Below are 22290 nucleotides of genomic sequence, written 5' to 3'. Positions count from 1 at the left end.
GGGCGTGCCGTGCCACACGGCACAAGGTCAAGGGAGAGAGAAATGCCCGTCTACATCGCCCTCCTCCGCGCCGTTAACGTCGGCGGCACCGGCTCACTGTCGATGGCTGAACTCAAGGAGATCTGCGAGGGCCTCGGCTTTAGCGACGTGAAAACCTACATCCAGAGCGGCAATGTGCTGTTCCGCTCGGATGAGAAAGAAAATGCAGTCGAGGAAAAGCTCGACGAGGCGCTCAGCAAGAAGATGGGCAAGCCGCCGGGCGTGATGGTGCGCAGCCGGAAGGAACTTGAGGCAATTGCCGCCGAAGCGCCCTTTCCCGATGCCAAGCCGAATTTCCTGCTCGTCTACTTTCTGCCAGAAGCGGTACCCCGCGATGCGCTGGAAAAGATGGTTGCGCCTGACGGCGAGGAAGCGCAGCTCGCCGGCCGGGAAATCTATGTGCACTATCCCAACGGCTCCGGCCGCTCGAAGCTGAAGCTGCCGGCATTGAAGCCCGGAACGTCTCGCAATCTCAACACAGTGCGCAAGCTCGCCGAACTGGCGGCTGAGATGGACGGCTAAGGCTGACCGCTGCCGGCCGCGCCAAAGGCCTGGCCCCGCCTGACGGCCGGGAGGGGAGGCTCGACAGCCGGCAAAAAGAGCATTCGCACGAAGGTCCGCAGCATCAGCACCTGCTCGGCCAGAGTGTTCGGCTCCTTCAGCGTCTTCGAGAGGACGATACCGCCTTCGAGCACAGAGGAAACCATATCGGCGAGTTGGTCGACATTGACGGGCTCGCGCGGCGGGTAGACTTCCATGATTTCGCGCAGCATGCGGCCGAAGCGCCGCCGCCAGGCAAGAACCGCATTGCGGTTTGTCTCCTGGATCTCCCGGTCGAACAGCCGCTCATAATAGCAGACGGTCGCGACCAGGCAGCCGGGATGGCCATTCGGCAGATCCGCAAGCAGCTCGGAAAGGAGTTTCAGGCCGAGCAGGAAGGATTGCAGCGGATCGTCCATCAGATCGCGCGCGCGGCCGAATATCTCGTCGTAGATGCGCTCGTCGTTTTCGATGTAGCGGTTGAGCAGCGCCTTGGCGAGCTCGTTCTTATCCTTGAAGTGATAGAAGAAGCCGCTCTTGGTGATCCCGGTTTCGGCGATCAGCTCCTCGATGGAGGTCCCGCCAAAACCCTTCTGCAAGACTGCCGCTTCGGCCACATCGAGGATGCGGCTGCGCGTTTCCTCTCCCTTTCGCATATCCCCTCCTGTACCTGCGGTACAGTTCCGAGCGCCGCAGGGTCAGACCCGTATCCGTCCGCGCCAGCATCGGCCTCGCCAAGCAGTTGATTTCCAACCGGTAAAACCGAAACAGCCGCCAGTATACCTCAAGTCGTCTAGTTTGGCAGCCGATTAAGCGGCAGAACATCACTCATCGACGGCAGCCAGTCCAGGCGCCGCGACGGGAGAAACTTCAACAATGGCAAAGTATAGACATGACTTGCCGCAGCTGAAAGGCGGCACCTTCCTGACCGATGGCGGCATGGAAACAACGATGATCTTCCACGATGGCATCGCGCTTCCACATTTCGCCTCTTTCGTACTGCTGGCCTCCGAAGACGGTCGGCAGCGCACGCGGAACTACTATCGCCCTTACCTCAATATCGCACGGCAGCACGGCACCGGCTTCGTGCTCGACACCGCCACGTGGCGGGCAAACCCGGACTGGGGGCGAAAGCTCGGCTATACGAGCGAAGCATTGAAGGCGGCGAATGAGCAAGCCGTCGAGCTGCTTGCGGGCTTGCGCAACGCCTATGAGCAGCCAGGGCAACCGATCGTCATCAGCGGCGCTATCGGTCCGCGCGGAGATGGCTACAAGGCGGGCATGATGAGCGCGCACGAGGCGGAGGACTATCACGCCTTCCAGATCGAGACCTTCGGCGGCACGGAGGCGGATATGGTGAGCGCCTTCACGCTGACGAATATCGACGAGGCGATCGGCGTGGTGCGTGCGGCAAAGTCATTCGCCATGCCCTGCGCCATCTCCTTCACGCTGGAGACGGACGGCAGGCTGGTGACGGGCCGAAGCATTCAGGAAGCGATCGAGACCACGGATGCGGCCACCGGCGGAGCAGCGGCGTACTACATGATCAACTGCGCCCACCCGACGCATTTCGAATCCGCCCTCGACCCTTCAAGCACTTGGGCAAAGCGTATCTTCGGCATCCGCGCCAACGCCTCGACCATGAGTCACGCGCAGCTGGACAATAGCGAGACACTGGACGCGGGCGATCCCGACGATCTCGGTCGGCGATACCGCAAACTTCTTGATCGCATGCCTGAGCTGCGCGTGCTCGGCGGTTGCTGCGGCACCGACCATCGCCATGTCGCGGCGATCTGCGAGGCATGCCTGCCGCAGGCGGCGTGAGACCGGCAGGGAGGGCTGGACGATGAGGATGGTGGGGATGGCGCGGCGCGAGCGAGGCTGGCGTGATCTGTGGCTTGCGATCACGGGATGGCGTAGGCCCGCCGAGGCCGAAGCGGCGGTAGAAGTAGCGCTGCGAGACATCGATCTTGCAGCCTTCGGCGGCCTCGACGGACCAATTGCCTACGGGATCGAGGCGGACCGGCGCGAAGGCCGGCCATCGCGACGCCAGCGGCTGCGGGCGCTGCTCGACATCTGAGGAAGGAAAGGCGGCGTCAGGCTCCGGCGGCGTCTTTCGTCCGTCGCGCCTTATAGCCGCTGATCTCCTCGCCGGCAGCCGGCGAGAAGCGCAGGTTCCAGACGGTTGCAGTGATCGAGATGATGGTGACGACGATGAAGGCGGTGGAGAAATCGCCGAGATCAGGCGTTTCGGCGCCTGACAAGGCCATGGAGCCATGCAGCGCCAAGGCCCCGATACAGATACCGAGCGACAGCATCAGCTGCTGGAAGGTGGTGTAGAAGCTGGTGGCCGAGCTCATCCGCTCCCTTTCGATCTCGTCATAGGCAATGGTGTTGTAGGCGGTGAACTGGAACGATAGGAAAAACGCGCTGAGCACCAGGACGACGAAGATCAGCGGCATCGGCCAGTCCGGCCTGAAGGCGGCGCAGAGGGCGTAGCCGGCCGTGCCGAGGATGCCGTTGAGAACGAGGCTTCTGCGGAAGCCGAGCCGGCTGAAGACAAGCTTCGCCATCGGCTTCATGGCGAGCGCGCCCAGCGCGGTGGCGATGACGATCTGGCCGGCGGCGGCTGCCGACAGGCCGAAGCCGATCTGGAAAAGCAGCGGCAGCAAGAAGGGCTGGGCGCCCTGGGTGATGCGCGTCAGCGAGCCGGCGATAACGGAGGTGCCGAAGCTCGGCACCTTCATCAGCGAGAAATCCATGATCGGCGAAGGATGCCTGCGGGCATGTTTGAGATAAGCGATGCCGAAGATGAGACCAAGGGCGATCAGGAAGATCGAAAAGGCCCCCTCACCTTCATGGCTCGACATTTCGAAGCCGAAAAGCAGCGAGCCGAGCGAGATGCCGGAGAGGATGAAGCCGAGCGTATCGAAGGGGCCGGTTGCCTTGCCCTTCACCTCATCGATATAGATCGAGACGAAGATCATGCCGACAATGCCGATCGGCACGTTGATGTAGAAGATCCAGCGCCAGTCAAGATAGGTGACGATGAAGCCGCCGAGCGGCGGGCCGACGATCGGGCCGATCAGCGCCGGCACCAGCAGCCAGGACATGGCGCTGACCATATCCTTGCGAGCGACGCTGCGCATCAGCACCAGGCGGCCGACCGGCATCATCATAGCGCCGCCCATGCCCTGCAGCAGCCGCGCCAGCACCAGGAAGGGCAGTGACGGCGCGAGCGCACAGAGGATGGAGCCGATGACGAACACTGCAATGGCGGCGCGGAAAACGGTGCGCGAGCCGAAGCTGTCGGCCATTCGGCCGCTTGCCGGAATGAAGATCGCCAGGCTCAGGAGATAGGAAGTCAGCGCGATCGACATGGCCGGTGCGTTGACGGCGAAATCGCGCGCCATGGTGGGCAGTGCGGTCGCCAGCACGGTGGCGTCGATATTTTCCATCAGCATCGCACTCGCGACGATCATCGCGATCACGCGGAAATTGGGCGCGGCGCGCGGAACCGTCGGCGCCTGGTAAATCTGATCCGACATCGTCCGGTATCACTCGCGGTGGCGCGGCGGAGCAGAGGAAGCAGCAAGGCCGCGGGGATGACATGGCGCATGGCCAAGGGAGACGATCTGCTATACGCCCCTGATCATGGCGGCGCTATGTCCTTTATGGCAAAGCAGCTTTGACGAGAGGTAAAGGCGGATCACGATTACTTGCATCGGGGCGATCTTCGTGACGGGGCCTTTCATGCCCGCCAAGAGGAAGTATCGAGCGCAGGATATTAGTATGACCTTTCCGCAAGGACCGCAGGCGCACCGGCTTCATCGGCGCAGCGATGCGGCAGCTCGAAGCTGCCGCATTGGGGACCAGACATCGGTGATGGAATATCTCCTTGTCCGTGGCTTGAGATGAACCGTGGCGCGGGCTCAGAGCGCGCCGTCGGCGAGCAGCTCGCGCGTGCGCTTGAGCGTCGACTGCAGGGCGGCCTTGTAGCCCTTGTCGCTGTCGAACTGCGCCTGCTCGGCCTGCTCCTCGGGACCACCCGCCTGCTTGTCGCGCAGGCCCAGGTAGCAGTAGAATTTGAGCTGAAGCTGGCCGGCCTCGTCCTCGAACAGCTCATTGATGATGACGCCTTCGCGCGGACCGATCGCCTGGAAGAAGGTGACCTTGCGCTGCGGCTCAAGCGTGATGATCTCGCGCAGATCAGCGCCGCCAATGGTGGCTTCACGCACGAAATGGGTTGCGCTCTCCTCCATCACATCGCAGCGCGTGCAGAGGCCGGCAGGCAGGAACAGGCGCGCGTCACGCGCCTTTCGTTCCAGGCCCTTCCAGACCTGCTCACGGGTTAACTCAATTTCGCCGGGGCGGTTCACCGGCACGGTGGCGGTTGAATAGATCATGATGGATCTCCTTCTCGTCGGATCGGGGTGCCCGGCCTTCAGGCGGCGGTCGCAATCGCGGCCGCGAAGTCGCGATAGGAGTGCAGCGGGCGGCCCAGCATCTGGGTCAGGCGCTGGACGTCGCCGGCTTCAGGGATCATGCCGTCGCTGAGGTAGCGCTCGGCCATCAGCCGCATTTCATAGGCCATCCACTTCGGCATGAAGCTCGCCACGTTCCGCTCGAACCCGCTTGGATCATCGCCACCATAGATGATCGGGCGGCCCAGCAGGTCCGACCAGATCTTGGCCACATCGGTACCCGCCAGCGTGTCGGGGCCGACCAGGTTGATGGTCTCGATCGGCAGCTTGCCGGGCGCGGTATCGCGACGGATCAGCTCGATCGCGGCGACCTCGGCGATGTCGCGGGCATCCACCATGGCGATGCCCTTGCTGCCGATCGGCATCGGATAGACGCCGTGGCCCAGGATCACGTCCTTGATCATCAGCTCATTGTCGATGAAGTAGGTTGGGCGCAGGACGGTGGCGCTGAAGCCCATCTCTACGAGCATGCGCTCGGCGCCGAATTTCACGGCGAAATGCGGCACGTTCACCGCGCGATCGGCTTCGAACACAGAAAGATAGACCACCCGCTCGATCCCCGCTTCGCGGGCGATATTGAGCGTGATGATCGCCTGGGTGAATTCGTCGCCAGTGACGGCGTTGAGAAGGAACAGCGTGCTTACGCCGTTGAAGGCGCTGCGCACCGCATCGATGTCTAGCAGATCGCCCTGGACGACTTCGACGCCGGCCGGAACATTGGCCCGTGAAGCGTCGCGGGTCAGTACGCGCGCCTTTGCGCCGCGGTGGACGAGTTGGTCGACGACATGGCGGCCGACGCGGCCGGTGGCGCCAGTAACGAGAATGGTCATGGGGGTCACTCCGGTTGGTTTCAGTTGACACCCTCCAAATTAATGATCCAAATTATTCCCGATAGACGCTGTATTTGGACGCAGTGTCTCGCCGGTGGAACACATGGACCTGCTCGCGCTTGCCGATTTCAATCTCGTCGCCCGCCATGGCGGATTCGGCAAGGCCGCACGGGCGGCGAACCGTCCGAAGGCGACGCTGTCCCGACGCGTGGCGGAGCTGGAGGCAGATCTCGATCTGCGCCTGTTCGAGCGAGGTGCGCGCACGCTGAAGCTCACCGAGGAGGGGCGCGCTCTGTTCGAACGGACTGGCGCGCTGCTGACCGAGCTTGATGAAACGGCGAAGGCGATCGCCTCGGGCGGGCATAGCCCCAGGGGACGATTACGGATTAGTGCGCCGCTGCTGTTTTCCCAGACAGCGCTGGGAAAGCTCGCAGCGGGATTCGTCCTGAAATACCCCGAAATTCAGCTTGAGATCACGACGGAAGACCGGGCCGTCGACATGATCGAAGAAGCCTACGACTTGGTCATTCGCGTGAATCCGCAGTCGGATGAAAATCTCGTCGGGCGCGTTTTCCTGCGTGACAGGTTGGTCGTGGTGGCAAGCCCCAACCTGCCGCGTCCAGTTGGCCGCGAGCCCGTTCCTGCCGTGATCCGGGGATCGATGACGCAGGCCGAATCGTGGGAGGTCGCGACGCCCGCGGGCAAGTCGCGCCTGGCGACCAAGCCGGTTCTGAGCCTCTCGTCGTTGATCATGGTTCGCGATGCCGTTCGCGCCGGTGTGGGCGCAGCGCGTCTACCCCTCTCCCTGGCCAACTCCGATCTGGCCGCCGGCACGTTAGTCAGCTGGGGCGAAGTGGAAGAGTTTGAGACCAGCCTTTGGGCACTCTATCCGACACGGCGGCTACTCAGCGCGCGGGTCTCGGCGTTTCTGGACTATCTGAAAGCAGCCTTTCCGCAGGGAACGCCTGAAGAACTTGCCGCCTATATTGAACCATGAGCGGGGCACTCCTCCTCGAGCGATCGCCTATGCGGGAAGGCCTCGTGTTCAACTCCACCGGGACGCGCGCGGCGCAAGACAGCTTCGTTCACTGGAACTGCCCCAGGTGGCGGCGTCGTGTGGCCGGCGCGCTCGAAACAGCAGTCGCGGTCATGATCGCCGTTCAGGGCTACTCGCGATATCGGACTGCTTTTCGGCGCGGTGATCATCGTCGCGGCAGCTTTTACTGTCCTACGCCACCGTGATGCTTGCCCCCACTTTGAGCCTTCGTCGGCTTGATCGTCCTGGCGGGCATCGCCTGACGAACGGAAGCTTGCCCCGGGGCCTGAAGACCTGGCTTCACGGGAGCGGCTTGCGCTGCGGCCACCCCGGCCCTACCTATGAGTGATGACCTCGACCTCGCAGAAAATCAGGTCCGGCGCGGCCTTTCCGTTCGACAACAGCTATGTCGGCTTGCCCGAGCGCTTCTTTGCGCCGCAAGCGCCGACCCCGGTGACCGAACCCTGGCTGATCAAGCTCAACGAACCGCTTGCCGCCGAGCTCGGGCTTGACGTCGAGGCGCTGCGCCGCGACGGGGCGGCGATCTTTTCCGGCAATCTCGTCCCCGAAGGGGCCGAACCGCTGGCGATGGCCTATGCGGGGCATCAGTTCGGCGGCTTCTCGCCGCAGCTCGGCGACGGGCGGGCGATCCTGCTCGGCGAAGTGGTCGCCCGCGGCGGCCAGCGTTTCGATATCCAGCTGAAGGGTGCGGGACCGACGCCTTTTTCACGGCGCGGCGACGGGCGGGCGGCCATCGGGCCGGTGCTCAGAGAATATATCATCAGCGAGGCGATGTTCGCGCTCGGCATTCCCGCCACGCGGGCACTGGCAGCCGTGACGACGGGCGAGCCGGTCTATCGCGAAGAGGTGCTGCCGGGCGCGGTCTTCACCCGGGTCGCCGCAAGTCATATCCGGGTCGGAACGTTCCAGTATTTCGCGGCAAGGGGCGATACAGACGGCGTGCGGGCGCTCGCCGACTATGTGATCGAGCGGCACTATCCCGCGCTGAAGCAGGCGGAGGAGCCCTATCTCGCGCTGTTTTCGGCGGTGTCTGAGCGCCAGGCGGCGCTGATCGCCCGCTGGCTGCATGTCGGCTTCATCCATGGCGTGATGAACACGGACAATATGACGGTTTCCGGCGAGACGATCGACTTCGGCCCCTGCGCCTTCATGGATGCCTATGATCCGGCGACCGTCTTCTCGTCGATCGACCAACATGGCCGTTATGCCTATGCCAATCAGCCGGCCATCGGCCAGTGGAACCTCGCGCGGCTCGGCGAAACGCTGTTGCCGCTGATCGACGCCGAGCCGGACAAGGCGGTCGACAAGGCCAATGCGGTGATCCGGGCCTATGGCGAGCGGTTCCAGGCTGCGTGGCTGGCCGGCATGCAAGACAAGATCGGCCTTGCCGGAGACGAAGACGGCGATCTCGACCTCGTCCAGGCGCTGCTGTCGCTGATGCAGGCGCAGGGCGCCGATTTTACCCTGGCGTTCCGGCGGCTGTCCGATCTTGCTGGCAACGACGCCGCAGAACCAGCCTTTGCCGACAGCTTCCGCGAGCCGGAGGCCTGCCGTCCCTGGCTCGCGCAGTGGCGCGAGAGACTATCGCGTGATCCGCAGACACCCGCCGAACGCGCCATCACCATGCGCAGCGTCAACCCAGCCTTCATCCCCCGCAATCACCGGGTCGAACAGGCGATCGAGGCCGCGGTCGAGAACGGCGATTTCTCGCTGTTCGAGGCGCTGCTCTCGGTGCTTTCGAAGCCTTACAAGGATCAGCCGGAATTCGCCGCCTATATGGAGCCGCCCAAGCCGGAAGAACGGGTGCTGCAGACCTTCTGCGGCACGTAAGGGCGGGTCGCCAGCATCGCAAGCGTAGCCTCCCCGCATTGGCCGGATCGGACCCGCCGATCGGAGGAAAAATTCAGTCGATAACGGACTGACATTTCCGACATGGGAACTATTTTCTGCACCGGGGGTTGAGAACGCTCTTGCGAGGGATCTGCCTATGAAGAAGAACAACCTTCTGATCACCGCTGGCGCCGCAATCGTCTTGATCGTCATTCTCCTGCTTTTCACCGGCATCGGCACAGACGAACCGCCGACCCCCGGACAGCCATCCCCGCACGCGCTTGACCAATCCCAGCAGTGATTAGGAACCGCCATGGCTATCATCGTCACTTTCATCCTATTCATCATCATCGGGCTTGCGCTCGGCGGCGGCGGCCTCTGGCTCGTGACGCTCGGCGGCAGCGTCTTCTATCTGTTCGCCGGCCTGATGTTTCTCGTCACTGCCGGGCTGCTGCTGATGCGCAAGGCGGCGGCGCTCTGGGTCTATGCGGTGCTCGTCGTCGCCGCACTCGCCTGGGCGGTCTGGGAGGTCGGCTTCGACTGGTGGCAGCTAGGGCCGCGCGGCGAGGTCATCATTCTTCTCGGCCTCTGGCTGCTGACGCCCTGGATCCGCCGGCCGCTCGGCTTTCGCAGCCCGACGGGCATCGCCTACGGCGCCAATCCCTGGCCGCTCGCCGTGCCCGTCATTCTCGCCATCCTCGTCGCCGTCTATTCGATGACAACAGACCCGCATGATCTGGCCGGCGAACTGCCGAAGGATCAGGTCGCGGCCAGCCCGGCCGTCGGCGGCAGCGTGCCTGATGGAGAATGGCACCAGTATGGCCGCACCCCCTTCGGCCAGCGCTATTCGCCGCTCGACCAGATCACCGCCGAGAACGTCTCGACGCTGAAGGAAGCCTGGAGATATCAGACCGGCGACGTCAAGCGGCCGGAGGATATCAGCGAGACGACCTATCAGGTGACGCCGCTCAAGGTGAAGGACACGCTCTATCTCTGCACGCCGCATAACTGGGCGATCGCGCTCGACGCCAAGACCGGCAAGGAGAAATGGAAATACGACTCGAACTCGGGCATGAATCCCAACCGTCAGCATCAGACCTGCCGCGGCGTCACCTATTATGCCGATCCCGATGCCGCCGCCGGCCAGCCCTGCGCCGAGCGTGTCTACCTGCCGACCTCGGACGCCAGGCTGATCGCGCTCGATGCGGCCGACGGGAAGGTCTGCACCAGCTTTGCCGATCAGGGCGTGCTGCACCTGGAAACCGGCATGCGCTTCAATCCGGCCGGCTATTATTATTCCACCTCGCCGCCGGTCGCGGTGGCCGGCAAGATCATCGTCGGGGGGGCGGTGAACGACAATTATTCCACCGAGGAGCAATCCGGCGTCATCCGCGCCTTCGACATCAAGACCGGCGCGCTGGTCTGGAACTGGGATTCCGGCAACCCTGATGTGACGACACCGCTCGCCGAGGGCCAGACCTACACGACCAACTCGCCGAACAGCTGGTCGGTCTTCAGCGTCGACGAGTCGCTCGGCATGGTCTACATCCCGCTCGGCAATCAGGTGCCGGACCAGATCGGCATCAACCGAAGCGACAATGTCGAGAAATTCTCCTCCTCGATCGTCGCGCTTGACATCGCCACCGGCCAGCTGCGCTGGGTGCGCCAGACCGTGCATCACGATCTCTGGGACATGGACGTCCCGGCGCAGCCCGCACTCATCGACCTTACCAAGCCTGACGGCACTGTGGTTCCAGCCCTCGTCGGCCCGACGAAGCAGGGCGATCTCTATGTGCTCGACCGGCGCAGCGGCGAGCCGATCATCCCGATCAAGGAAATCCCGGCCCCCGGCGGAGCGGTCTCTGGCGACCACACCGCGCCGACGCAGCCGATCTCCGACCTCACCTTCTCGCCCGAGCCGCTTAAGGAAAAGGACATGTGGGGCGTGTCGCTGTTCGACCAGCTCCTCTGCCGCATCGATTTCCACCGCTATCGCTATGAAGGCCGCTACACGCCGCCGTCGCTCGAAGGGACGATCGTCTATCCCGGCAATTTCGGCACCTTCAACTGGGGCTCGGTGGCGGTGGATCCGGAGCGGCAGATCATGTTCGGCATGCCGACCTATCTCGCCTTCACTTCCCGCCTGGTGCCGGCTGCCGATATTCCGCCGAGAGGCCAGGACGAGAAGGGCAGCGAACAGGGGCTCAACCGCAATGACGGCGCGCCCTACGGCGTCTTCATGGGACCCTTCCTCGGGCCTCTGCAGATCCCCTGCCAGGCGCCGCCATGGGGCTATGTCACAGGCGTCGACCTGCGCACCGGCAAGATCGCCTACATGCATAAGAACGGCACCGTCCGCGATATGACGCCGCTGCCGCTGCCCTTCAAGCTTGGCGTGCCCGGCATCGGCGGCCCGATGCTGACCAAGGGCGGAGTCGCCTTCCTCGGCGCGGCGGTCGACAACTATCTGCGCGCCTACGACGTGACGAACGGGCACGAACTCTGGCGGACGCGGCTTCCGGCCGGCGGCCAGGCGACGCCGATGACCTATACGACCGATGACAACAAGCAATATGTCGTCATGGTCGCCGGCGGCCACGGCTCTGTCGGCACCAAGCCCGGCGACTATGTCATCGCCTACACGCTGCCGTGATGGGAAGCTGCTTTTCTCGAGTGGAAGAGCCGGCGCAAGTTCTAGGCAGGGTTGCCGCGCCATTGTCTCCCCGTTTTATGGGGAGATTTTTATGGAAATCAGTAGCAATATTCGCAATTACTATGGGATCGGCGGCCTTTTCGATCAGCAGCCCAAATCCAAGAAACAACAGACGACGGAATTCACCACAGCCGCCCGCAGTGGCGGGCCCGGTCTCGAACCAAGCAGCACGCCGCCGTCGATCGCCAACACTGTCTGGGCTCTTCAAAGCACCGAAGGCCCCTATATCGATGCACCTTCGGACAAGGAGGCAGCGGCGGGCGCGGTGCACCAGTCCCTGATCGACGAGTTTTCCGAATGGGGCAACATGACGCCGGCGGAGTATATCCGAGCCCGCTACCTGGAGCAGCACGATCTCACCGAAGCCGATCTGGCCGCCATGCCTGCCGACCAGCGCGCGGCAATCGAAAAGGAGATCGCAGAGCAGATCAAGCGCGAGATGGCCGGCATCGAGACTGACGGCAGCGAAACGACGGATGACATCGCCGCCGTCTGAGCGGGAGCGTTTCGCGCAGCTGTCCCACACGTCGTCGGTGTGACGAACGCCGAGGCGTCCAAGGGGGGCGGCCATGGGTGTGGGCTTCAACGTGCCAACAGTTGCAGCGTGGTCACTTGGGAGATAGTTGTAGGGAAGGTCTTTCTCCGGCTCAAACCGAACAGCTGTCGATCATGCCCTCCGCATTACCTGCGTCACACCATCTCGGTGATCATCTTGCTGACTTCGGCAAAGATCGGATTGAGATCCTTCACCGGCGCGGTTGCCTCGGCGATATAGACGGCCGCGACGATCGGGCCGCGGTCGGGCGGCCAGATCACGGCGATGTCGCCGAGTGAGCCGTTCGGACCGGTGCCGGTCTTGTCTCCGACCTTCCAATCCTGAGGCAGGCCCGCCCGCAGCCGCTCCTTGCCTGTTGAACTTGCCACCAGCCAGGCGATCAGCCTGTCCGAAGAGGCTTCGGTGAGCACCGAGCCGAGCGTCAGATTTCCGAGCGTGTCGAGCATTGCGTCCGGCGTCGTCGTGTCGCGCGGATCACCCTTTCTGCCCTCGTTCAGCGTCGGTTCGGTGCGGTCGAGGCGCGTCGTGCCGTCACCGATCGAACGCAGCCAGTCGGTCAGCGCCGGCGGGCCGCAGAAGCTTTCGAGCAGCAGGTTGCCGGCCGTATTGTCGCTGACGGTCACCGCCGCCTCGCAGAGTTCGGCGATCGTCATGCCGTCGACGCCGGCGTGTTTTTCACTGAGCGGCGAATAGTCGACCAGCTTGTCCCTGCCGTAAGTCACCCGCCGGTCGAGCTTTTCGTCGCCTTTGTCGACGCGGGCCAGCACGAAGCCGGCGGCCAGCGCCTTGAAGGTGCTGCACATTGGAAAGGCCTCGCTGCCACGATAGCCGAAGGAAATGCTCGTCTGGGTGTCGAGCACCGAGACGCCGAGACGGCCGCCGGTGCGTTTTTCCAGCGCGGCAAGCCGCCGCTCGATATTGTCGTCGCCCTCCCCGGCACTCTCCTGCGCATCGGCGGGAAGCGCCAGTGCGGATAGACCCAAGGCTGGCAAGCAGAGTGCCGAGCCGATCAGCGTGCGGCGAGTAAGACTGATATCCATGAAATCCTCCGGCGAGTCGGTGACAGAGCTAAGGACCGATTGCGGCGGCATCTCGTCCGCTCGACAACCTTGTTCGTCCGCGCGGCAACTTCGCCAATCAGGCGGCGCGCGTGACCTCGACCGTCACATGCGACAATTCTTCGAGCGCCGAAAGCCTGCCCTTGTAGAAGGCCGGTTCGCGCGGCTGCGACGTGACGACGGCAACGATCGCCGCGTGATGGCCGGGGCCGACCTGCCAGACATGCAGATCGGTGATCCGGTCCTCCTCGGTCTCGATGGCCTCGCGGATTTCGCCCGGCAGCGTCTCACCTTCCGGCACGACGTCGAGAAGCACGCCTCCGGAAGATTTCATCAGGCTCCAGGACCAGTTGGCGATGACCAGCCCGCCGACGATGCCCATGATGGGATCGAGCCAGAGCCAGCCATAAAGGCTGCCGAGGGTGAGTGCCGCGATGGCGAGCACGGAGGTGAGCGCATCGGCCATGACATGCAGGTAGGCGGCGCGAATATTGTTGTCGCCGGCCTCTGTGTGGTGGTGGGCATGGTCGCCATGGCCACCATGGGCGTGGTGGTGTGCGTGGTGCCCATGCGCGTGGTGTCCGTGCGCGTGATGGCCATGCGCGTGACCGCCGCCCGCCAGCAGCCAAGCGCTGGCGAGGTTGACGGCAAGTCCGATGACGGCGACCGCGATCGCCTGGGCAAAACCGATCGGCACCGGATTGGAGAGGCGCAGCAGGCTTTCCCAGGCCATCAGCAGGGCAATCAGGGCAAGGACGATGGCGCTGGCAAAGCCGGCGAGATCGCCAAGCTTGCCGGTGCCGAAGGTGAAGCGCGGATTTCGCGCCTGCCTGCGGGCGAAGAGATAGGCAAGTGCGGAGATCAGGAGAGCGCTGGCATGGGTCGACATGTGCCAGCCGTCGGCGACGAGGGCCATGGAGCCGTAGACGCTGCCGGCGGCGATTTCGGCGACCATCATCACCGCCGTCAACGCGATCACCAGCCAGATGCGCCGCTCGTTGCGCGCGTGATCGGCGCCGAGGAACACATGGTCGTGCTGCAGGCGGCTCATCGCAGCTTTATCTATTCCGGCACTCATTACAGGCTCCTTCGTCACGCTGGAGCGATTCGGCTTTCAGAGCCGCCCCAAGTTTCTGGTTTTTTCAGTTTCCTGGAAATCCGCATCACTGGCTCTAGCGGATATAGGTTCTCAAGACTTCGGATATTTCCTCGACCGCCTCAGCCCTCGCCCTATCATCCTCGGCATTCAGCACATGTTCGCGCAGGTGATCATCCAGCACCTCGCCGGTCAGCCCGGTCAGGGCGCCGCGGACGGAAGCGAGCAGCTGCAGGATTTCGCCGCAGGGGCGCTCGGCCTCCAGTGCCCGTTCGACCGCCTCCATCTGCCCTTTCAGACGGCTGATGCGGGCGATGAGCTTCTTCTTCTGCAGGGTGGTGTGCGACATGGAAGGTTCTCATTTTAGTATAGGGGGGTACCCTATCATGAGCATGGAGCCAAGCGCAAACGGCCGGCTTTTTTCGCTTTCGGCCCCGGATGAACAGCTAGACCGGCGGATCGATGACGCTTCGGCGATCTGCCATTGACAAACGCCGCGTTTGCGACGATTGATGCTCTATGATCAAAAACGTGCACCAGAGCCGCTCGTATTTTTGGCTGTACCTGTAAAGGGCGGCCGGACAGATCATATTGTCAACAAGCCGCCGTCAGGCGGCTTTGTTGTATCGGCAGCGTCCTGACGGCAGATTATCGAAGGACGCGAAGACCATGACCGACATCGAAGACAGCGAAATTTCACTGATGCGCCCATCGGTGGTGACGATCCGCACCGCCAAGCCGCGCGATCTGCCAGAGCTCAACGAAATGATCGCCCTGCTTGCCGCCCATCACGGCGATGCGGCCGCTGCGACGCCGGAGCAATTGGAACGCGACCTGTTCGGCCCGCTGCCCTGGATTACCGCGCTTGTGGCCGAGACCGGCGAAGGGCTGATCGGCTACGCCATTCTCGTGCCGCTCTACAGGGCGCAGGAAGGCAAGCGCGGCATGGACCTGCATCATCTCTTCGTGCGCGATGGCCATCGCGGCCACGGCACCGGCCAGTTGCTCGTCGACCGGGCGCGCGAGACCGCGCGCAATGCCGGCTGCGGCTACCTCTCCGTCAGCGCCGCGACCGGCAACGTGCTGGCGCACCGCTTCTACGAACAGATGGATTTTACCCCGCGTCCCGTTACCGGTATGCGTTACATGCAGTCGATCGCCTGAAGCGCTTCGCGATCCTTCAAATTCGCTCGGCCGACGCTTCAAGTCTTTGTCCTATAAGGAACTTTCATGCCTGATTTCAAACTCCATTGCTTCGCTCTCTCGGGGAATTGTTACAAGGTCGCGCTCTTCTTTGCGCTTGCCGGCATCGAGTGGGAAAGCGTTTTCGTGGATTATCTGGGCGGCGAAACGCGAACCGAAGAATGGCGGAAAACCGTAAACGAACAGGGCGAGGCGCCTGTGCTCGAACATGGGCACACGAAGATCAGCCAATCGGGAATCATCCTGGATTATCTATCGGAGGTGACAGGGCAGTTTGGGGCGCAGACAGCCGAAGAGCGGCGAGACATCATGCGCTGGATTCTCTTCGATAACCACAAATTCACCAGCTATTACGCGACGCTGAGGTTCATCTACGGCCTCCAGAAGAGCGGCGAGACACCGGTCACCGAGTTTTTAAGACTGAGGGCCAAAGCTGCCTATGCCATTGTCGACGAACACCTGACAGGCCGGGCCTTCATGGTCAGCGGCCGGCTGACGATCGCGGACCTCTCTTTGGCAGGCTATGTCTTCATGCCGGAGGATACCGGGATCGATCACAGCGCTTATCCGGCCATCGCAGCCTGGAAAGACCGGATCAGCAACATGGCCGGCTGGCGCCACCCCTATGATCTGATGCCAGGCCCCACCTCCCTGTAAAGAGGCGTCGGTTTTGCAAAGGCGCTAACGCCCCGGCACCACCTTCAGATAGGCGGCGATCGCCTCGCGGTCGCTGGCCGGCAGGCGGGCGATATTCTGTTGAACGTCGACCATCTGGCCACCGACGGAATCGAAATCGGGCGTGAAGCCGGTCTCGAGGTAGTTGACGATGTCCGCCTCGCTCCAGCCGCCGATGCTCTCGGAGGCCGGGGTGATATCGGGTATGCGGCCCTTGCCTTCCGGATTGGGCGCGCCGGCGAGCCACTGATCTGCCTGGAAGCCGCCGAGCCCATCGCGCGGCGTGTGGCATTCGCCGCAATGGCCGGGGCCTTCGACGAGATATTGCCCGCGCTTGATCTTGTCGTCGCCCCTGGCGAGCGCGACGCGCGGCTGATCGTTGAGATAGAGAAATTTCCAGCCGCCGAGCGCCAGGCGGACGTTGTAGGGAAAGGGCAGTTCATGCGGAGGCGTTACGTTGGCGCTCTTCGGCAGCGTCTTCAGGAAGGCGAAGAGATCGTTGACGTCCTTGTCGCTCATGCGCGCATAGGAACCATAGGGAAAGGACGGATAGAGATGCTCCCCGCCCCGGCCGACGCCGCGCTTCATCGCGTTGCCGAACTCGGCGAGCGTCCAGGCGCCGATGCCAGCCTTTTCATCCGGCGAGATGTTGGGCGCGTGGAAAGTGCCGAAAGGGCTCTTGAGCGCCAGACCGCCCGACAGCGTCAGCCTGGCATCGCCTTCGGAACCGGGCGCAGCATGGCAGCTGACGCAGCCGCCCGTCCAGAAAACCATCTCGCCGTTTGCCGTGTCCGGCGCACCGAGGTTGGCCCAGTGGCTCTCCGGCAGCGGATCGGGCGCGGTGACGAGATAGAAGGCGCCACCGCCGAGCACGGCGACGCCGATCAGACAGAGCAGAAACCGGATGAACCTACGGACCATACGCCGCCTCCCCTTTGAAGACATTCCTCTCCGGTCGATCCGCGACCGGTCCGCACGAGCGGACAATAATGCGATCCGCGCCGGCGGCAAGTGCAGCGCGAATCGAGTGTCCAGATCATTTTCGCTTTTGCGCAATTCCAAACACAAAACCGCTCCGCAGTTTTGCTGGACTTGCTCAGACAGGCCTATCGCTCACTTACTAAGCCGATAGGCCTTGTGACAGCCAGCGCAATTGGCGCCGAGCGTGTTGACCGCAGCGCCGACGGCTGCGGCATCAGCCGGCAGCTGAGCGAGAGCGGTTTCGGCATCGGCGGAGAGCTTTTCGGAACGAGCCTTGAAGTCCTCCATGTTCTCCCAGATTTTCGGGCTGGCCCCAGGGTCGTTCATATCGCTGCCGGGCTTGAACTGGTCGGGGAAGGCCTTGGCAGTCGTCGCAATCGTCGTCAGCGCCGCCTTCACTGCCTCGGCATCATAGGGCTTGGAGCCTTTCGCGATGGCTGAAAGCGCGCCGGTCGATCCACCCATCTGCTTCATCTGCGCGACGCGCGAATCTTGCGTGCCGTCGGCGGCCGTCACCGAACCCACGGCCAAGCCGGCCATCGCTGCGGCGGCAGCTACTGCTTTCCAGTTCATATTTCCTCTCCATTTCTCTGCGTTGTTCCTGGGGCCAAAACGGCCAGTTGCCAATCTGCACCGGCAGAATGACAAAATTCCATGCGTCCAGGCGGTCACGTTTTGCCGGAGGGTCATAAAAACAATGTGATAAGCACTGGCGACTCATGCAGTTTTCCAACCCTGCCAAAGGCTGAAGGCGGAGACCGCAACCAGCAGCAGCCCGGCGAAGCGGCCGACAAAGGCCGTGGCGTCGGGATTTGCGACCAGCAGGTCGCGGCTGCGGCCGGCTGTCATCGCCAGCGTGCCGTAAATGGCGAACTGCGTAGTGACTGTCATGAGACCCATGATCAGGCCCTGCATCCAGACCGGACCGTATTCCGGCCTCAGAAACTGCGGGTAGACGGCGAACATGAAAATATAGGCCTTGGGATTGACGAGGCAGGTGACGGCGCCCTGACGGAAAGCGCGCCAGGCGGAGCGCGCCGTCGCCGGCCCGACCGCCTCCACAGTGATCGAACTGCGCATCAGCGAAACGCCGATCCAGATCATATAGGCAACGCCGGCAAAGAGCAGCAGGTTGAAGAGCTGCGGCAGCATGGTGACGAGCACGCCGACGCCGGCCGCACCATAGGCCGAATGCACCGCACCGCCTGCCATGATGCCGCCTGTGGCAGCCAGCCCGCGGCGGACGCCGCCCGTCAGCGAATTGGCGAGGACGAAGAGCATGTCCATGCCCGGCACGATGATGATGCCGAAGAGAAGGGTGAAGAAGAGCCACAGGTTTTCATGGTAGTTCATGTCAGTTACCGCCTTCATTCCGCGGGCCATTTTCGAAAGACCGCGATTGATTTCAATCCGATAGACGGCTCTATACGCAAACCCAACTGACAGTGTATTGTCAGGAGCGTGGGAGATGGAGGCAAAAGATGCGCAAGGCGTCACGGCTTTTCGAGATCATTCAGATCCTGAGGCTCGCCAGAAAACCGATGACGGCGGCTGTTATGGCCGAGACGCTCGAAGTGACCGTGCGCTCGATCTATCGCGATATCGCCGCCCTTCAGGCAATGCGGGTGCCGATCGAAGGCGGACGCGGCATCGGCTACATCATGCGGCCGGGCTTTGACCTGCCACCCTTGATGTTCTCGATCGAGGAGATGGAGGCGATCGTTCTGTCGCTGGCGTTGCTCGAACGGACGGCCGACGAGGAGCTGAAGCAGGCCGCCCGCCGGGTCAACCGGAAGATATCAGGCGCCGTGCCGGCACCGTTGCGCCAGGCGCTGGACAACAAGGCGCTTTATGCCTGGGGCTCGACCGCGCAGCCGGCTGCAATCGACCTTGCGATCGTGCGCCGGGCGATCCGCGACGAACGCAAGCTGACACTCGCCTATCGCGACGAGCTCGGCCGCGCCAGCGAGCGGACGATCCGGCCGATCGCGTTGATCTATTATTCGCAGACCGCCAATATCGTCGCCTGGTGCGAGCTGCGTCAGGCGATCCGCAATTTCCGCAGCGACCGGGTGGAGCGCTGCGGGGCGAGCGAGGATTTCTTCAAAGGCGATGGCGACAGGCTGCGGGAGTTGTGGACGAGCGGCTGGACGGAGAAGGCTGTGTCGGGTAGCGCGCAAGCGTTTGGTGGATGAACCCTCGCGGCGCCTGCGTGCGGACAGGACCTCGATGTTGTAGGAGCGGGCTAGCTCAGGAAATCTTCCAAGCTCTAGTAAGCAAGCGTGCGGCTCTGCTCTCGGCCGAAGCCGCGGATTTCGATGCGGTCGGGGTGGAGCTCGACGATGGCGAAGGCGTTTTCACTTTCTGTGTCGACCACGCCCTTGAAATTGACGAAGTGGCAGGCGCCGGCCTTGCCGTAATTGCCGACATGGTCGTGGCCGTTGAGATAGGCGACGACATGACTTTGCGAGGCGAGCAGCGCGACGACGCGCTCGCTGTCCCACATGCCGTGCTCGCCGGCGGGATAGACGGGATAGTGGTTCATGATGATGACCTTCTCGCCGGCCGCTGCAGCCTTTGCGATTTCATCGGCCAGCCAAGCGAATTGCTTGTCGCTCAGCGCGCCATTCCAGCGATGAGCATTCGCTGCACCTTTGGCTTGCAGCTCCGCCAAAATCTCGGCAGCCAAAGCGCGATGAGGATGGTTATCCGGCGGCGCGAAGGTGCTGACCTCGTTGCCGTCGAGCACGACGAAGCGCCAGCCGGGACGGGAAAAGCTGTAATAAGGCGACGGCATGCGAAGACGGGCAGCTACTTCGGAAAGGTGCCCGGCTGAGACGGAGAAATCGTGATTGCCGAGCAGGAACAGCGCCTCGTGCCTCAATTTGCCATAGACCGGCAGGATATCGTCGAAGCTCGCGAAGCTGCGGTCGATGACGTCGCCGAGCGTCATGACGAAACTCAACTCCTCGCCGTTGAAGACCTCGATCGCCTCGGCGACCTTGACGAGGCTGTTGGCGTAATAGCGGTCCATCGCCACATGCGGGGCGATTGCCGCATATTGCGGATCGGCGATGATGCCGAAGCGGAGCGGAGGAGAAGCGGAGGAGGACATCGGGCGTGATTAGGAGCGGCGGATGACAGGGCTATGACGGCCGATAGAAAGAAAACACCCGGCGTCTGAGGCGCCGGGTGTCGAATTGGATGAAAGCCGCTTACTTCGTTGCTTCTTCGTAGCGTTCCAGGACGTAATCCCAGTTGATCAGGCTGTCGATGAAGGCCTCGAGATATTTCGGGCGCGCATTGCGATAGTCGATGTAATAGGAGTGTTCCCAGACGTCGACGCCGAGGATCGGGGTGGCGCCGTGAACCAGCGGATTTTCGCCGTTCGGGGTCTTGGAGATTTCGAGCTTGCCGTTCTTGACGGAAACCCAGGCCCAGCCCGAGCCGAACTGGGTGGCGCCGGCATTGGCGAAATCGGCCTTGAACTTGTCATAGCCGCCGAGATCGGAGGCGAAGGCCGCTTCGAGCTTGCCCGGCAGCTTGTTGCCGCCGCCGCCCTTCTTCATCCACTTCCAGAAGTGGATGTGGTTGTAGTGCTGGGCGGCGTTGTTGAAGAGCCCGGCATTGGTGCCGAAGGACTTCTTCACGACCTCTTCGAGCGAGAGATCCGACAGGCCGGCTTCGGCGGCGAGCTTGTTGCCGTTGTCGACATAGGCCTTGTGATGCTTGTCGTGGTGAAACTCCAGCGTTTCCTTCGACATGAACGGTGCAAGCGCTTCGTAATCATAGGGAAGTTCAGGCAATTCGAAAGCCATGTCAGATCTCCTCTTGGCAATAGATTGCGTCATCGGCAGGTGAGGCGGAACATAGGAGGGGAAAGGAGGAGAGGCAACCGGCGAAATATCAAAAAACGACCGCACGGAGGAAAATTTGCCTCAGTTTCAGGGCGAGATTCAAGCGCGCAAATCGCCCGCCATGCCGCCGCCAAAACAGCTTACACCGGCAACAGACACAACGGAGATCAGATATGAAAAGGAATATAATCCCGCATCTCGCCATTTCCGCGCTTCCGTTTCTTGTCACTGCGGCGCATGCCTCCTCGGACGAGGCCTGGAAACAACTGGCCGCCGACGTGGAAGCCAAGTGCAGGAAGGCCGCGGTCGCGATCGAGAAGCCGAATGCCGTCGTCGATCCCTTCGGCACCTCGCATTACGGGCTGGCCCTGGTGACGGGAAAGCCGAAGGGGGCCAAGGGGCTCGTCGTCCAGATCTGCGTCTATGACAAACAGGAGAAGTCGGTCGAGATCGGCAGCGCGATGGATGCTAAAGAGTTCGGGCTCACGCCAGCGAAATAGCCGGCCGCGGTAATTGTTTGTGACTGCGGTCACATTCCGAGCGGAACCCAGGCTCGCCCCCGCGAGTTGAAGTCCTGGCTTTTTAGAGCACGGCGCGTCTAGGACAGGCGCCAAGGCGCACTATGTTTGCGATAAGCATGACCTTTTCGAGGACCGATACCGATTCTCGAGGTTGTGCGCAGGGAGGTTTAAGCATGTCGGAGCTTCGCAACCGGGCGGAAGATCAGCAGAAAATCTATCAGCGCTGGGCACCTGTTTATGATCGTGTCTATCGCGGCATCTTGCGCGACGGCCACCGCAAGCTTGCCGCGCTTGCCGCTGCGGCCGGCACCGATATTCTCGAAATCGGGGTCGGCACCGGCCTGACGCTCGCCCACTATCCCAGCCGCTGCCGGGTGACCGGCGTCGACATTTCCGAACATATGATCGCACGGGCGCGCGAAAAGGTGCGTCGCGAAAACCTGCAGCATGTGCAGGCGCTCGAGGTGATGGATGCGCATGCGCTGCGTTTTGCCGACAAGTCTTTCGACGTGGTCTGCCTACCCTTCGTCATCACGCTGATTCCCGAGCCCGAGCGGGCGCTGGACGAATGTGCCCGGGTGCTGCGGCCGGGCGGTGAGATCATCCTCGCAAGCAAGCTCAGCGACGGCGCCGGTCTGCAGGGCGCGATCGAGGCGGCGGTGGCGCCGCTGGTGCGTCACATCGGCTGGTCTTCCGCCTTCCGCATCCACCGGATCGTTGCCTGGGCCGAGCGCCGCGGCGATTTTTCAACGACCGATATTCTGCCGGTCTTTCCGAACGGCTTTTTCAAGATCGTCCGGCTGAAGCAGCGCGGCTTTTCCTCCTGAGACCAAAATTTTTTCCCGCATCG

At 62.7% G+C, this 22290-nt stretch carries 25 protein-coding genes; 13 read left to right on the top strand and 12 right to left on the bottom strand.

Annotated features, from left to right (window positions below):
- Window positions 1-42 precede the first annotated feature (42 nt).
- On the top strand, window positions 43-561 hold the full coding sequence (locus tag J2J98_RS06125) for a DUF1697 domain-containing protein (RefSeq protein WP_207602640.1): 519 nt from the start codon (window positions 43-45) through the stop codon (window positions 559-561).
- On the opposite strand, the gene J2J98_RS06120 is transcribed toward J2J98_RS06125, so the two are convergent.
- Window positions 558-1235: a TetR/AcrR family transcriptional regulator gene (locus tag J2J98_RS06120; RefSeq protein WP_064706614.1), complete on the bottom strand. Its 678-nt coding sequence runs from the start codon at window positions 1233-1235 to the stop codon at window positions 558-560. The two genes, J2J98_RS06125 and J2J98_RS06120, sit on opposite strands and share 4 nt — an antisense overlap.
- Before the next feature lie 220 nt (window positions 1236-1455).
- Here J2J98_RS06120 and J2J98_RS06115 point away from each other — a divergent pair, with 220 nt between their 5' ends.
- A complete protein-coding gene (locus J2J98_RS06115) occupies window positions 1456-2403 on the top strand; it encodes a homocysteine S-methyltransferase family protein (protein WP_207602639.1) in 948 nt (315 codons plus the stop codon).
- A gap of 22 nt (window positions 2404-2425) precedes the next feature.
- Entirely contained in the window at window positions 2426-2659 is a 234-nt protein-coding gene (locus J2J98_RS06110) for a hypothetical protein (RefSeq protein WP_207602638.1), read from the top strand.
- 16 nt (window positions 2660-2675) lie between these two features.
- Here J2J98_RS06110 and J2J98_RS06105 read toward each other — a convergent pair whose 3' ends face one another.
- The 3 genes from J2J98_RS06105 to J2J98_RS06095 form a co-directional block, all read right to left on the bottom strand.
- Window positions 2676-4127, bottom strand: a complete 1452-nt coding sequence (locus J2J98_RS06105; protein ID WP_207602637.1) for an MFS transporter — start codon at window positions 4125-4127, stop codon at window positions 2676-2678.
- Between the two features lie 384 nt (window positions 4128-4511).
- Window positions 4512-4985: an SRPBCC family protein gene (locus J2J98_RS06100; protein ID WP_138393581.1), complete on the bottom strand. Its 474-nt coding sequence runs from the start codon at window positions 4983-4985 to the stop codon at window positions 4512-4514.
- 38 nt (window positions 4986-5023) lie between these two features.
- Window positions 5024-5893: an SDR family oxidoreductase gene (locus J2J98_RS06095; protein ID WP_207602636.1), complete on the bottom strand. Its 870-nt coding sequence runs from the start codon at window positions 5891-5893 to the stop codon at window positions 5024-5026.
- A 103-nt stretch (window positions 5894-5996) separates the two neighbouring features.
- Here J2J98_RS06095 and J2J98_RS06090 point away from each other — a divergent pair, with 103 nt between their 5' ends.
- The 5 genes from J2J98_RS06090 to J2J98_RS06070 all read left to right on the top strand — a co-directional run bounded on the left by J2J98_RS06090 (window position 5997) and on the right by J2J98_RS06070 (window position 11989).
- Window positions 5997-6890: a LysR family transcriptional regulator gene (locus tag J2J98_RS06090; protein ID WP_207602635.1), complete on the top strand. Its 894-nt coding sequence runs from the start codon at window positions 5997-5999 to the stop codon at window positions 6888-6890.
- Between the two features lie 387 nt (window positions 6891-7277).
- Complete coding sequence (locus J2J98_RS06085; RefSeq protein ID WP_207602634.1) at window positions 7278-8780, top strand: protein adenylyltransferase SelO; 1503 nt, start codon at window positions 7278-7280, stop codon at window positions 8778-8780.
- A gap of 157 nt (window positions 8781-8937) precedes the next feature.
- Window positions 8938-9081 (top strand): hypothetical protein, encoded by a 144-nt coding sequence (locus J2J98_RS06080; RefSeq protein WP_156665736.1) that lies wholly within the window; start codon window positions 8938-8940, stop codon window positions 9079-9081.
- Between the two features lie 12 nt (window positions 9082-9093).
- On the top strand, window positions 9094-11433 hold the full coding sequence (locus tag J2J98_RS06075; protein ID WP_207602633.1) for a glucose/quinate/shikimate family membrane-bound PQQ-dependent dehydrogenase: 2340 nt from the start codon (window positions 9094-9096) through the stop codon (window positions 11431-11433).
- A gap of 91 nt (window positions 11434-11524) precedes the next feature.
- A complete protein-coding gene (locus J2J98_RS06070) occupies window positions 11525-11989 on the top strand; it encodes a hypothetical protein (protein WP_207602632.1) in 465 nt (154 codons plus the stop codon).
- Window positions 11990-12183: 194 nt separating this feature from the next.
- Here the strand turns inward: J2J98_RS06070 and bla are convergent, their stop codons facing one another.
- From bla to dmeR, 3 genes are all read right to left on the bottom strand, one after another.
- Window positions 12184-13089, bottom strand: coding sequence for a class A beta-lactamase (gene bla, locus J2J98_RS06065; RefSeq protein WP_207602631.1), 906 nt, complete (start codon window positions 13087-13089; stop codon window positions 12184-12186).
- A 97-nt stretch (window positions 13090-13186) separates the two neighbouring features.
- Entirely contained in the window at window positions 13187-14185 is a 999-nt protein-coding gene (gene dmeF, locus J2J98_RS06060) for a CDF family Co(II)/Ni(II) efflux transporter DmeF (RefSeq protein WP_207602630.1), read from the bottom strand.
- A 94-nt stretch (window positions 14186-14279) separates the two neighbouring features.
- Window positions 14280-14552 carry a Ni(II)/Co(II)-sensing transcriptional repressor DmeR gene (gene dmeR / locus J2J98_RS06055; protein WP_064711046.1) on the bottom strand — a complete coding sequence of 91 codons (273 nt, stop codon included), beginning with the start codon at window positions 14550-14552 and terminating at the stop codon, window positions 14280-14282.
- Window positions 14553-14872: 320 nt separating this feature from the next.
- Here dmeR and J2J98_RS06050 point away from each other — a divergent pair, with 320 nt between their 5' ends.
- A complete protein-coding gene (locus J2J98_RS06050) occupies window positions 14873-15367 on the top strand; it encodes a GNAT family N-acetyltransferase (RefSeq protein ID WP_064711045.1) in 495 nt (164 codons plus the stop codon).
- Between the two features lie 66 nt (window positions 15368-15433).
- Entirely contained in the window at window positions 15434-16063 is a 630-nt protein-coding gene (locus J2J98_RS06045; RefSeq protein WP_207602629.1) for a glutathione S-transferase family protein, read from the top strand.
- A gap of 24 nt (window positions 16064-16087) precedes the next feature.
- On the opposite strand, the gene J2J98_RS06040 is transcribed toward J2J98_RS06045, so the two are convergent.
- From J2J98_RS06040 to J2J98_RS06030, 3 genes are all read right to left on the bottom strand, one after another.
- Window positions 16088-17002 carry a c-type cytochrome gene (locus tag J2J98_RS06040; RefSeq protein ID WP_138393590.1) on the bottom strand — a complete coding sequence of 305 codons (915 nt, stop codon included), beginning with the start codon at window positions 17000-17002 and terminating at the stop codon, window positions 16088-16090.
- A gap of 192 nt (window positions 17003-17194) precedes the next feature.
- A complete protein-coding gene (locus J2J98_RS06035; RefSeq protein ID WP_138393591.1) occupies window positions 17195-17635 on the bottom strand; it encodes a c-type cytochrome in 441 nt (146 codons plus the stop codon).
- Window positions 17636-17779: 144 nt separating this feature from the next.
- Window positions 17780-18415 carry a LysE family translocator gene (locus J2J98_RS06030; protein WP_207602628.1) on the bottom strand — a complete coding sequence of 212 codons (636 nt, stop codon included), beginning with the start codon at window positions 18413-18415 and terminating at the stop codon, window positions 17780-17782.
- A gap of 128 nt (window positions 18416-18543) precedes the next feature.
- Between J2J98_RS06030 and J2J98_RS06025 the strand changes: the two genes are divergently transcribed.
- Window positions 18544-19257, top strand: a complete 714-nt coding sequence (locus J2J98_RS06025; RefSeq protein WP_207602627.1) for a helix-turn-helix transcriptional regulator — start codon at window positions 18544-18546, stop codon at window positions 19255-19257.
- A 74-nt stretch (window positions 19258-19331) separates the two neighbouring features.
- Here the strand turns inward: J2J98_RS06025 and J2J98_RS06020 are convergent, their stop codons facing one another.
- The gene (locus J2J98_RS06020) at window positions 19332-20177 is read right to left on the bottom strand and encodes a metallophosphoesterase (RefSeq protein WP_207602626.1); all 846 of its coding nucleotides are present in this window, start codon (window positions 20175-20177) and stop codon (window positions 19332-19334) included.
- Window positions 20178-20277: 100 nt separating this feature from the next.
- Window positions 20278-20880, bottom strand: coding sequence for a superoxide dismutase (locus J2J98_RS06015; protein WP_012483135.1), 603 nt, complete (start codon window positions 20878-20880; stop codon window positions 20278-20280).
- 212 nt (window positions 20881-21092) lie between these two features.
- Between J2J98_RS06015 and J2J98_RS06010 the strand changes: the two genes are divergently transcribed.
- On the top strand, window positions 21093-21419 hold the full coding sequence (locus tag J2J98_RS06010; protein WP_207602625.1) for a hypothetical protein: 327 nt from the start codon (window positions 21093-21095) through the stop codon (window positions 21417-21419).
- A 194-nt stretch (window positions 21420-21613) separates the two neighbouring features.
- A complete protein-coding gene (locus J2J98_RS06005) occupies window positions 21614-22267 on the top strand; it encodes a class I SAM-dependent methyltransferase (protein WP_064706594.1) in 654 nt (217 codons plus the stop codon).
- Window positions 22268-22290 lie beyond the last annotated feature (23 nt).

The sequence above is a fragment of the Rhizobium bangladeshense genome (assembly GCF_017357245.1).
Taxonomy (GTDB): domain Bacteria; phylum Pseudomonadota; class Alphaproteobacteria; order Rhizobiales; family Rhizobiaceae; genus Rhizobium; species Rhizobium bangladeshense.
Note: the sequence above shows the minus strand (reverse complement) of the source record. Positions and strands in the feature narration are given on the sequence as shown.

What these genes read in the sequence shown, in the direction of transcription:
- J2J98_RS06125 (WP_207602640.1), top strand. Translation starts at nt 43, where the DNA reads ATGCCCGTCTACATCGCCCTCCTCCGCGCCGTTAACGTCGGCGGCACC.
- J2J98_RS06120 (WP_064706614.1), bottom strand. Translation starts at nt 1,235, where the DNA reads ATGCGAAAGGGAGAGGAAACGCGCAGCCGCATCCTCGATGTGGCCGAA.
- J2J98_RS06115 (WP_207602639.1), top strand. Translation starts at nt 1,456, where the DNA reads ATGGCAAAGTATAGACATGACTTGCCGCAGCTGAAAGGCGGCACCTTC.
- J2J98_RS06110 (WP_207602638.1), top strand. Translation starts at nt 2,426, where the DNA reads ATGAGGATGGTGGGGATGGCGCGGCGCGAGCGAGGCTGGCGTGATCTG.
- J2J98_RS06105 (WP_207602637.1), bottom strand. Translation starts at nt 4,127, where the DNA reads ATGTCGGATCAGATTTACCAGGCGCCGACGGTTCCGCGCGCCGCGCCC.
- J2J98_RS06100 (WP_138393581.1), bottom strand. Translation starts at nt 4,985, where the DNA reads ATGATCTATTCAACCGCCACCGTGCCGGTGAACCGCCCCGGCGAAATT.
- J2J98_RS06095 (WP_207602636.1), bottom strand. Translation starts at nt 5,893, where the DNA reads ATGACCATTCTCGTTACTGGCGCCACCGGCCGCGTCGGCCGCCATGTC.
- J2J98_RS06090 (WP_207602635.1), top strand. Translation starts at nt 5,997, where the DNA reads ATGGACCTGCTCGCGCTTGCCGATTTCAATCTCGTCGCCCGCCATGGC.
- J2J98_RS06085 (WP_207602634.1), top strand. Translation starts at nt 7,278, where the DNA reads ATGACCTCGACCTCGCAGAAAATCAGGTCCGGCGCGGCCTTTCCGTTC.
- J2J98_RS06080 (WP_156665736.1), top strand. Translation starts at nt 8,938, where the DNA reads ATGAAGAAGAACAACCTTCTGATCACCGCTGGCGCCGCAATCGTCTTG.
- J2J98_RS06075 (WP_207602633.1), top strand. Translation starts at nt 9,094, where the DNA reads ATGGCTATCATCGTCACTTTCATCCTATTCATCATCATCGGGCTTGCG.
- J2J98_RS06070 (WP_207602632.1), top strand. Translation starts at nt 11,525, where the DNA reads ATGGAAATCAGTAGCAATATTCGCAATTACTATGGGATCGGCGGCCTT.
- bla (WP_207602631.1), bottom strand. Translation starts at nt 13,089, where the DNA reads ATGGATATCAGTCTTACTCGCCGCACGCTGATCGGCTCGGCACTCTGC.
- dmeF (WP_207602630.1), bottom strand. Translation starts at nt 14,185, where the DNA reads ATGAGTGCCGGAATAGATAAAGCTGCGATGAGCCGCCTGCAGCACGAC.
- dmeR (WP_064711046.1), bottom strand. Translation starts at nt 14,552, where the DNA reads ATGTCGCACACCACCCTGCAGAAGAAGAAGCTCATCGCCCGCATCAGC.
- J2J98_RS06050 (WP_064711045.1), top strand. Translation starts at nt 14,873, where the DNA reads ATGACCGACATCGAAGACAGCGAAATTTCACTGATGCGCCCATCGGTG.
- J2J98_RS06045 (WP_207602629.1), top strand. Translation starts at nt 15,434, where the DNA reads ATGCCTGATTTCAAACTCCATTGCTTCGCTCTCTCGGGGAATTGTTAC.
- J2J98_RS06040 (WP_138393590.1), bottom strand. Translation starts at nt 17,002, where the DNA reads ATGGTCCGTAGGTTCATCCGGTTTCTGCTCTGTCTGATCGGCGTCGCC.
- J2J98_RS06035 (WP_138393591.1), bottom strand. Translation starts at nt 17,635, where the DNA reads ATGAACTGGAAAGCAGTAGCTGCCGCCGCAGCGATGGCCGGCTTGGCC.
- J2J98_RS06030 (WP_207602628.1), bottom strand. Translation starts at nt 18,415, where the DNA reads ATGAACTACCATGAAAACCTGTGGCTCTTCTTCACCCTTCTCTTCGGC.
- J2J98_RS06025 (WP_207602627.1), top strand. Translation starts at nt 18,544, where the DNA reads ATGCGCAAGGCGTCACGGCTTTTCGAGATCATTCAGATCCTGAGGCTC.
- J2J98_RS06020 (WP_207602626.1), bottom strand. Translation starts at nt 20,177, where the DNA reads ATGTCCTCCTCCGCTTCTCCTCCGCTCCGCTTCGGCATCATCGCCGAT.
- J2J98_RS06015 (WP_012483135.1), bottom strand. Translation starts at nt 20,880, where the DNA reads ATGGCTTTCGAATTGCCTGAACTTCCCTATGATTACGAAGCGCTTGCA.
- J2J98_RS06010 (WP_207602625.1), top strand. Translation starts at nt 21,093, where the DNA reads ATGAAAAGGAATATAATCCCGCATCTCGCCATTTCCGCGCTTCCGTTT.
- J2J98_RS06005 (WP_064706594.1), top strand. Translation starts at nt 21,614, where the DNA reads ATGTCGGAGCTTCGCAACCGGGCGGAAGATCAGCAGAAAATCTATCAG.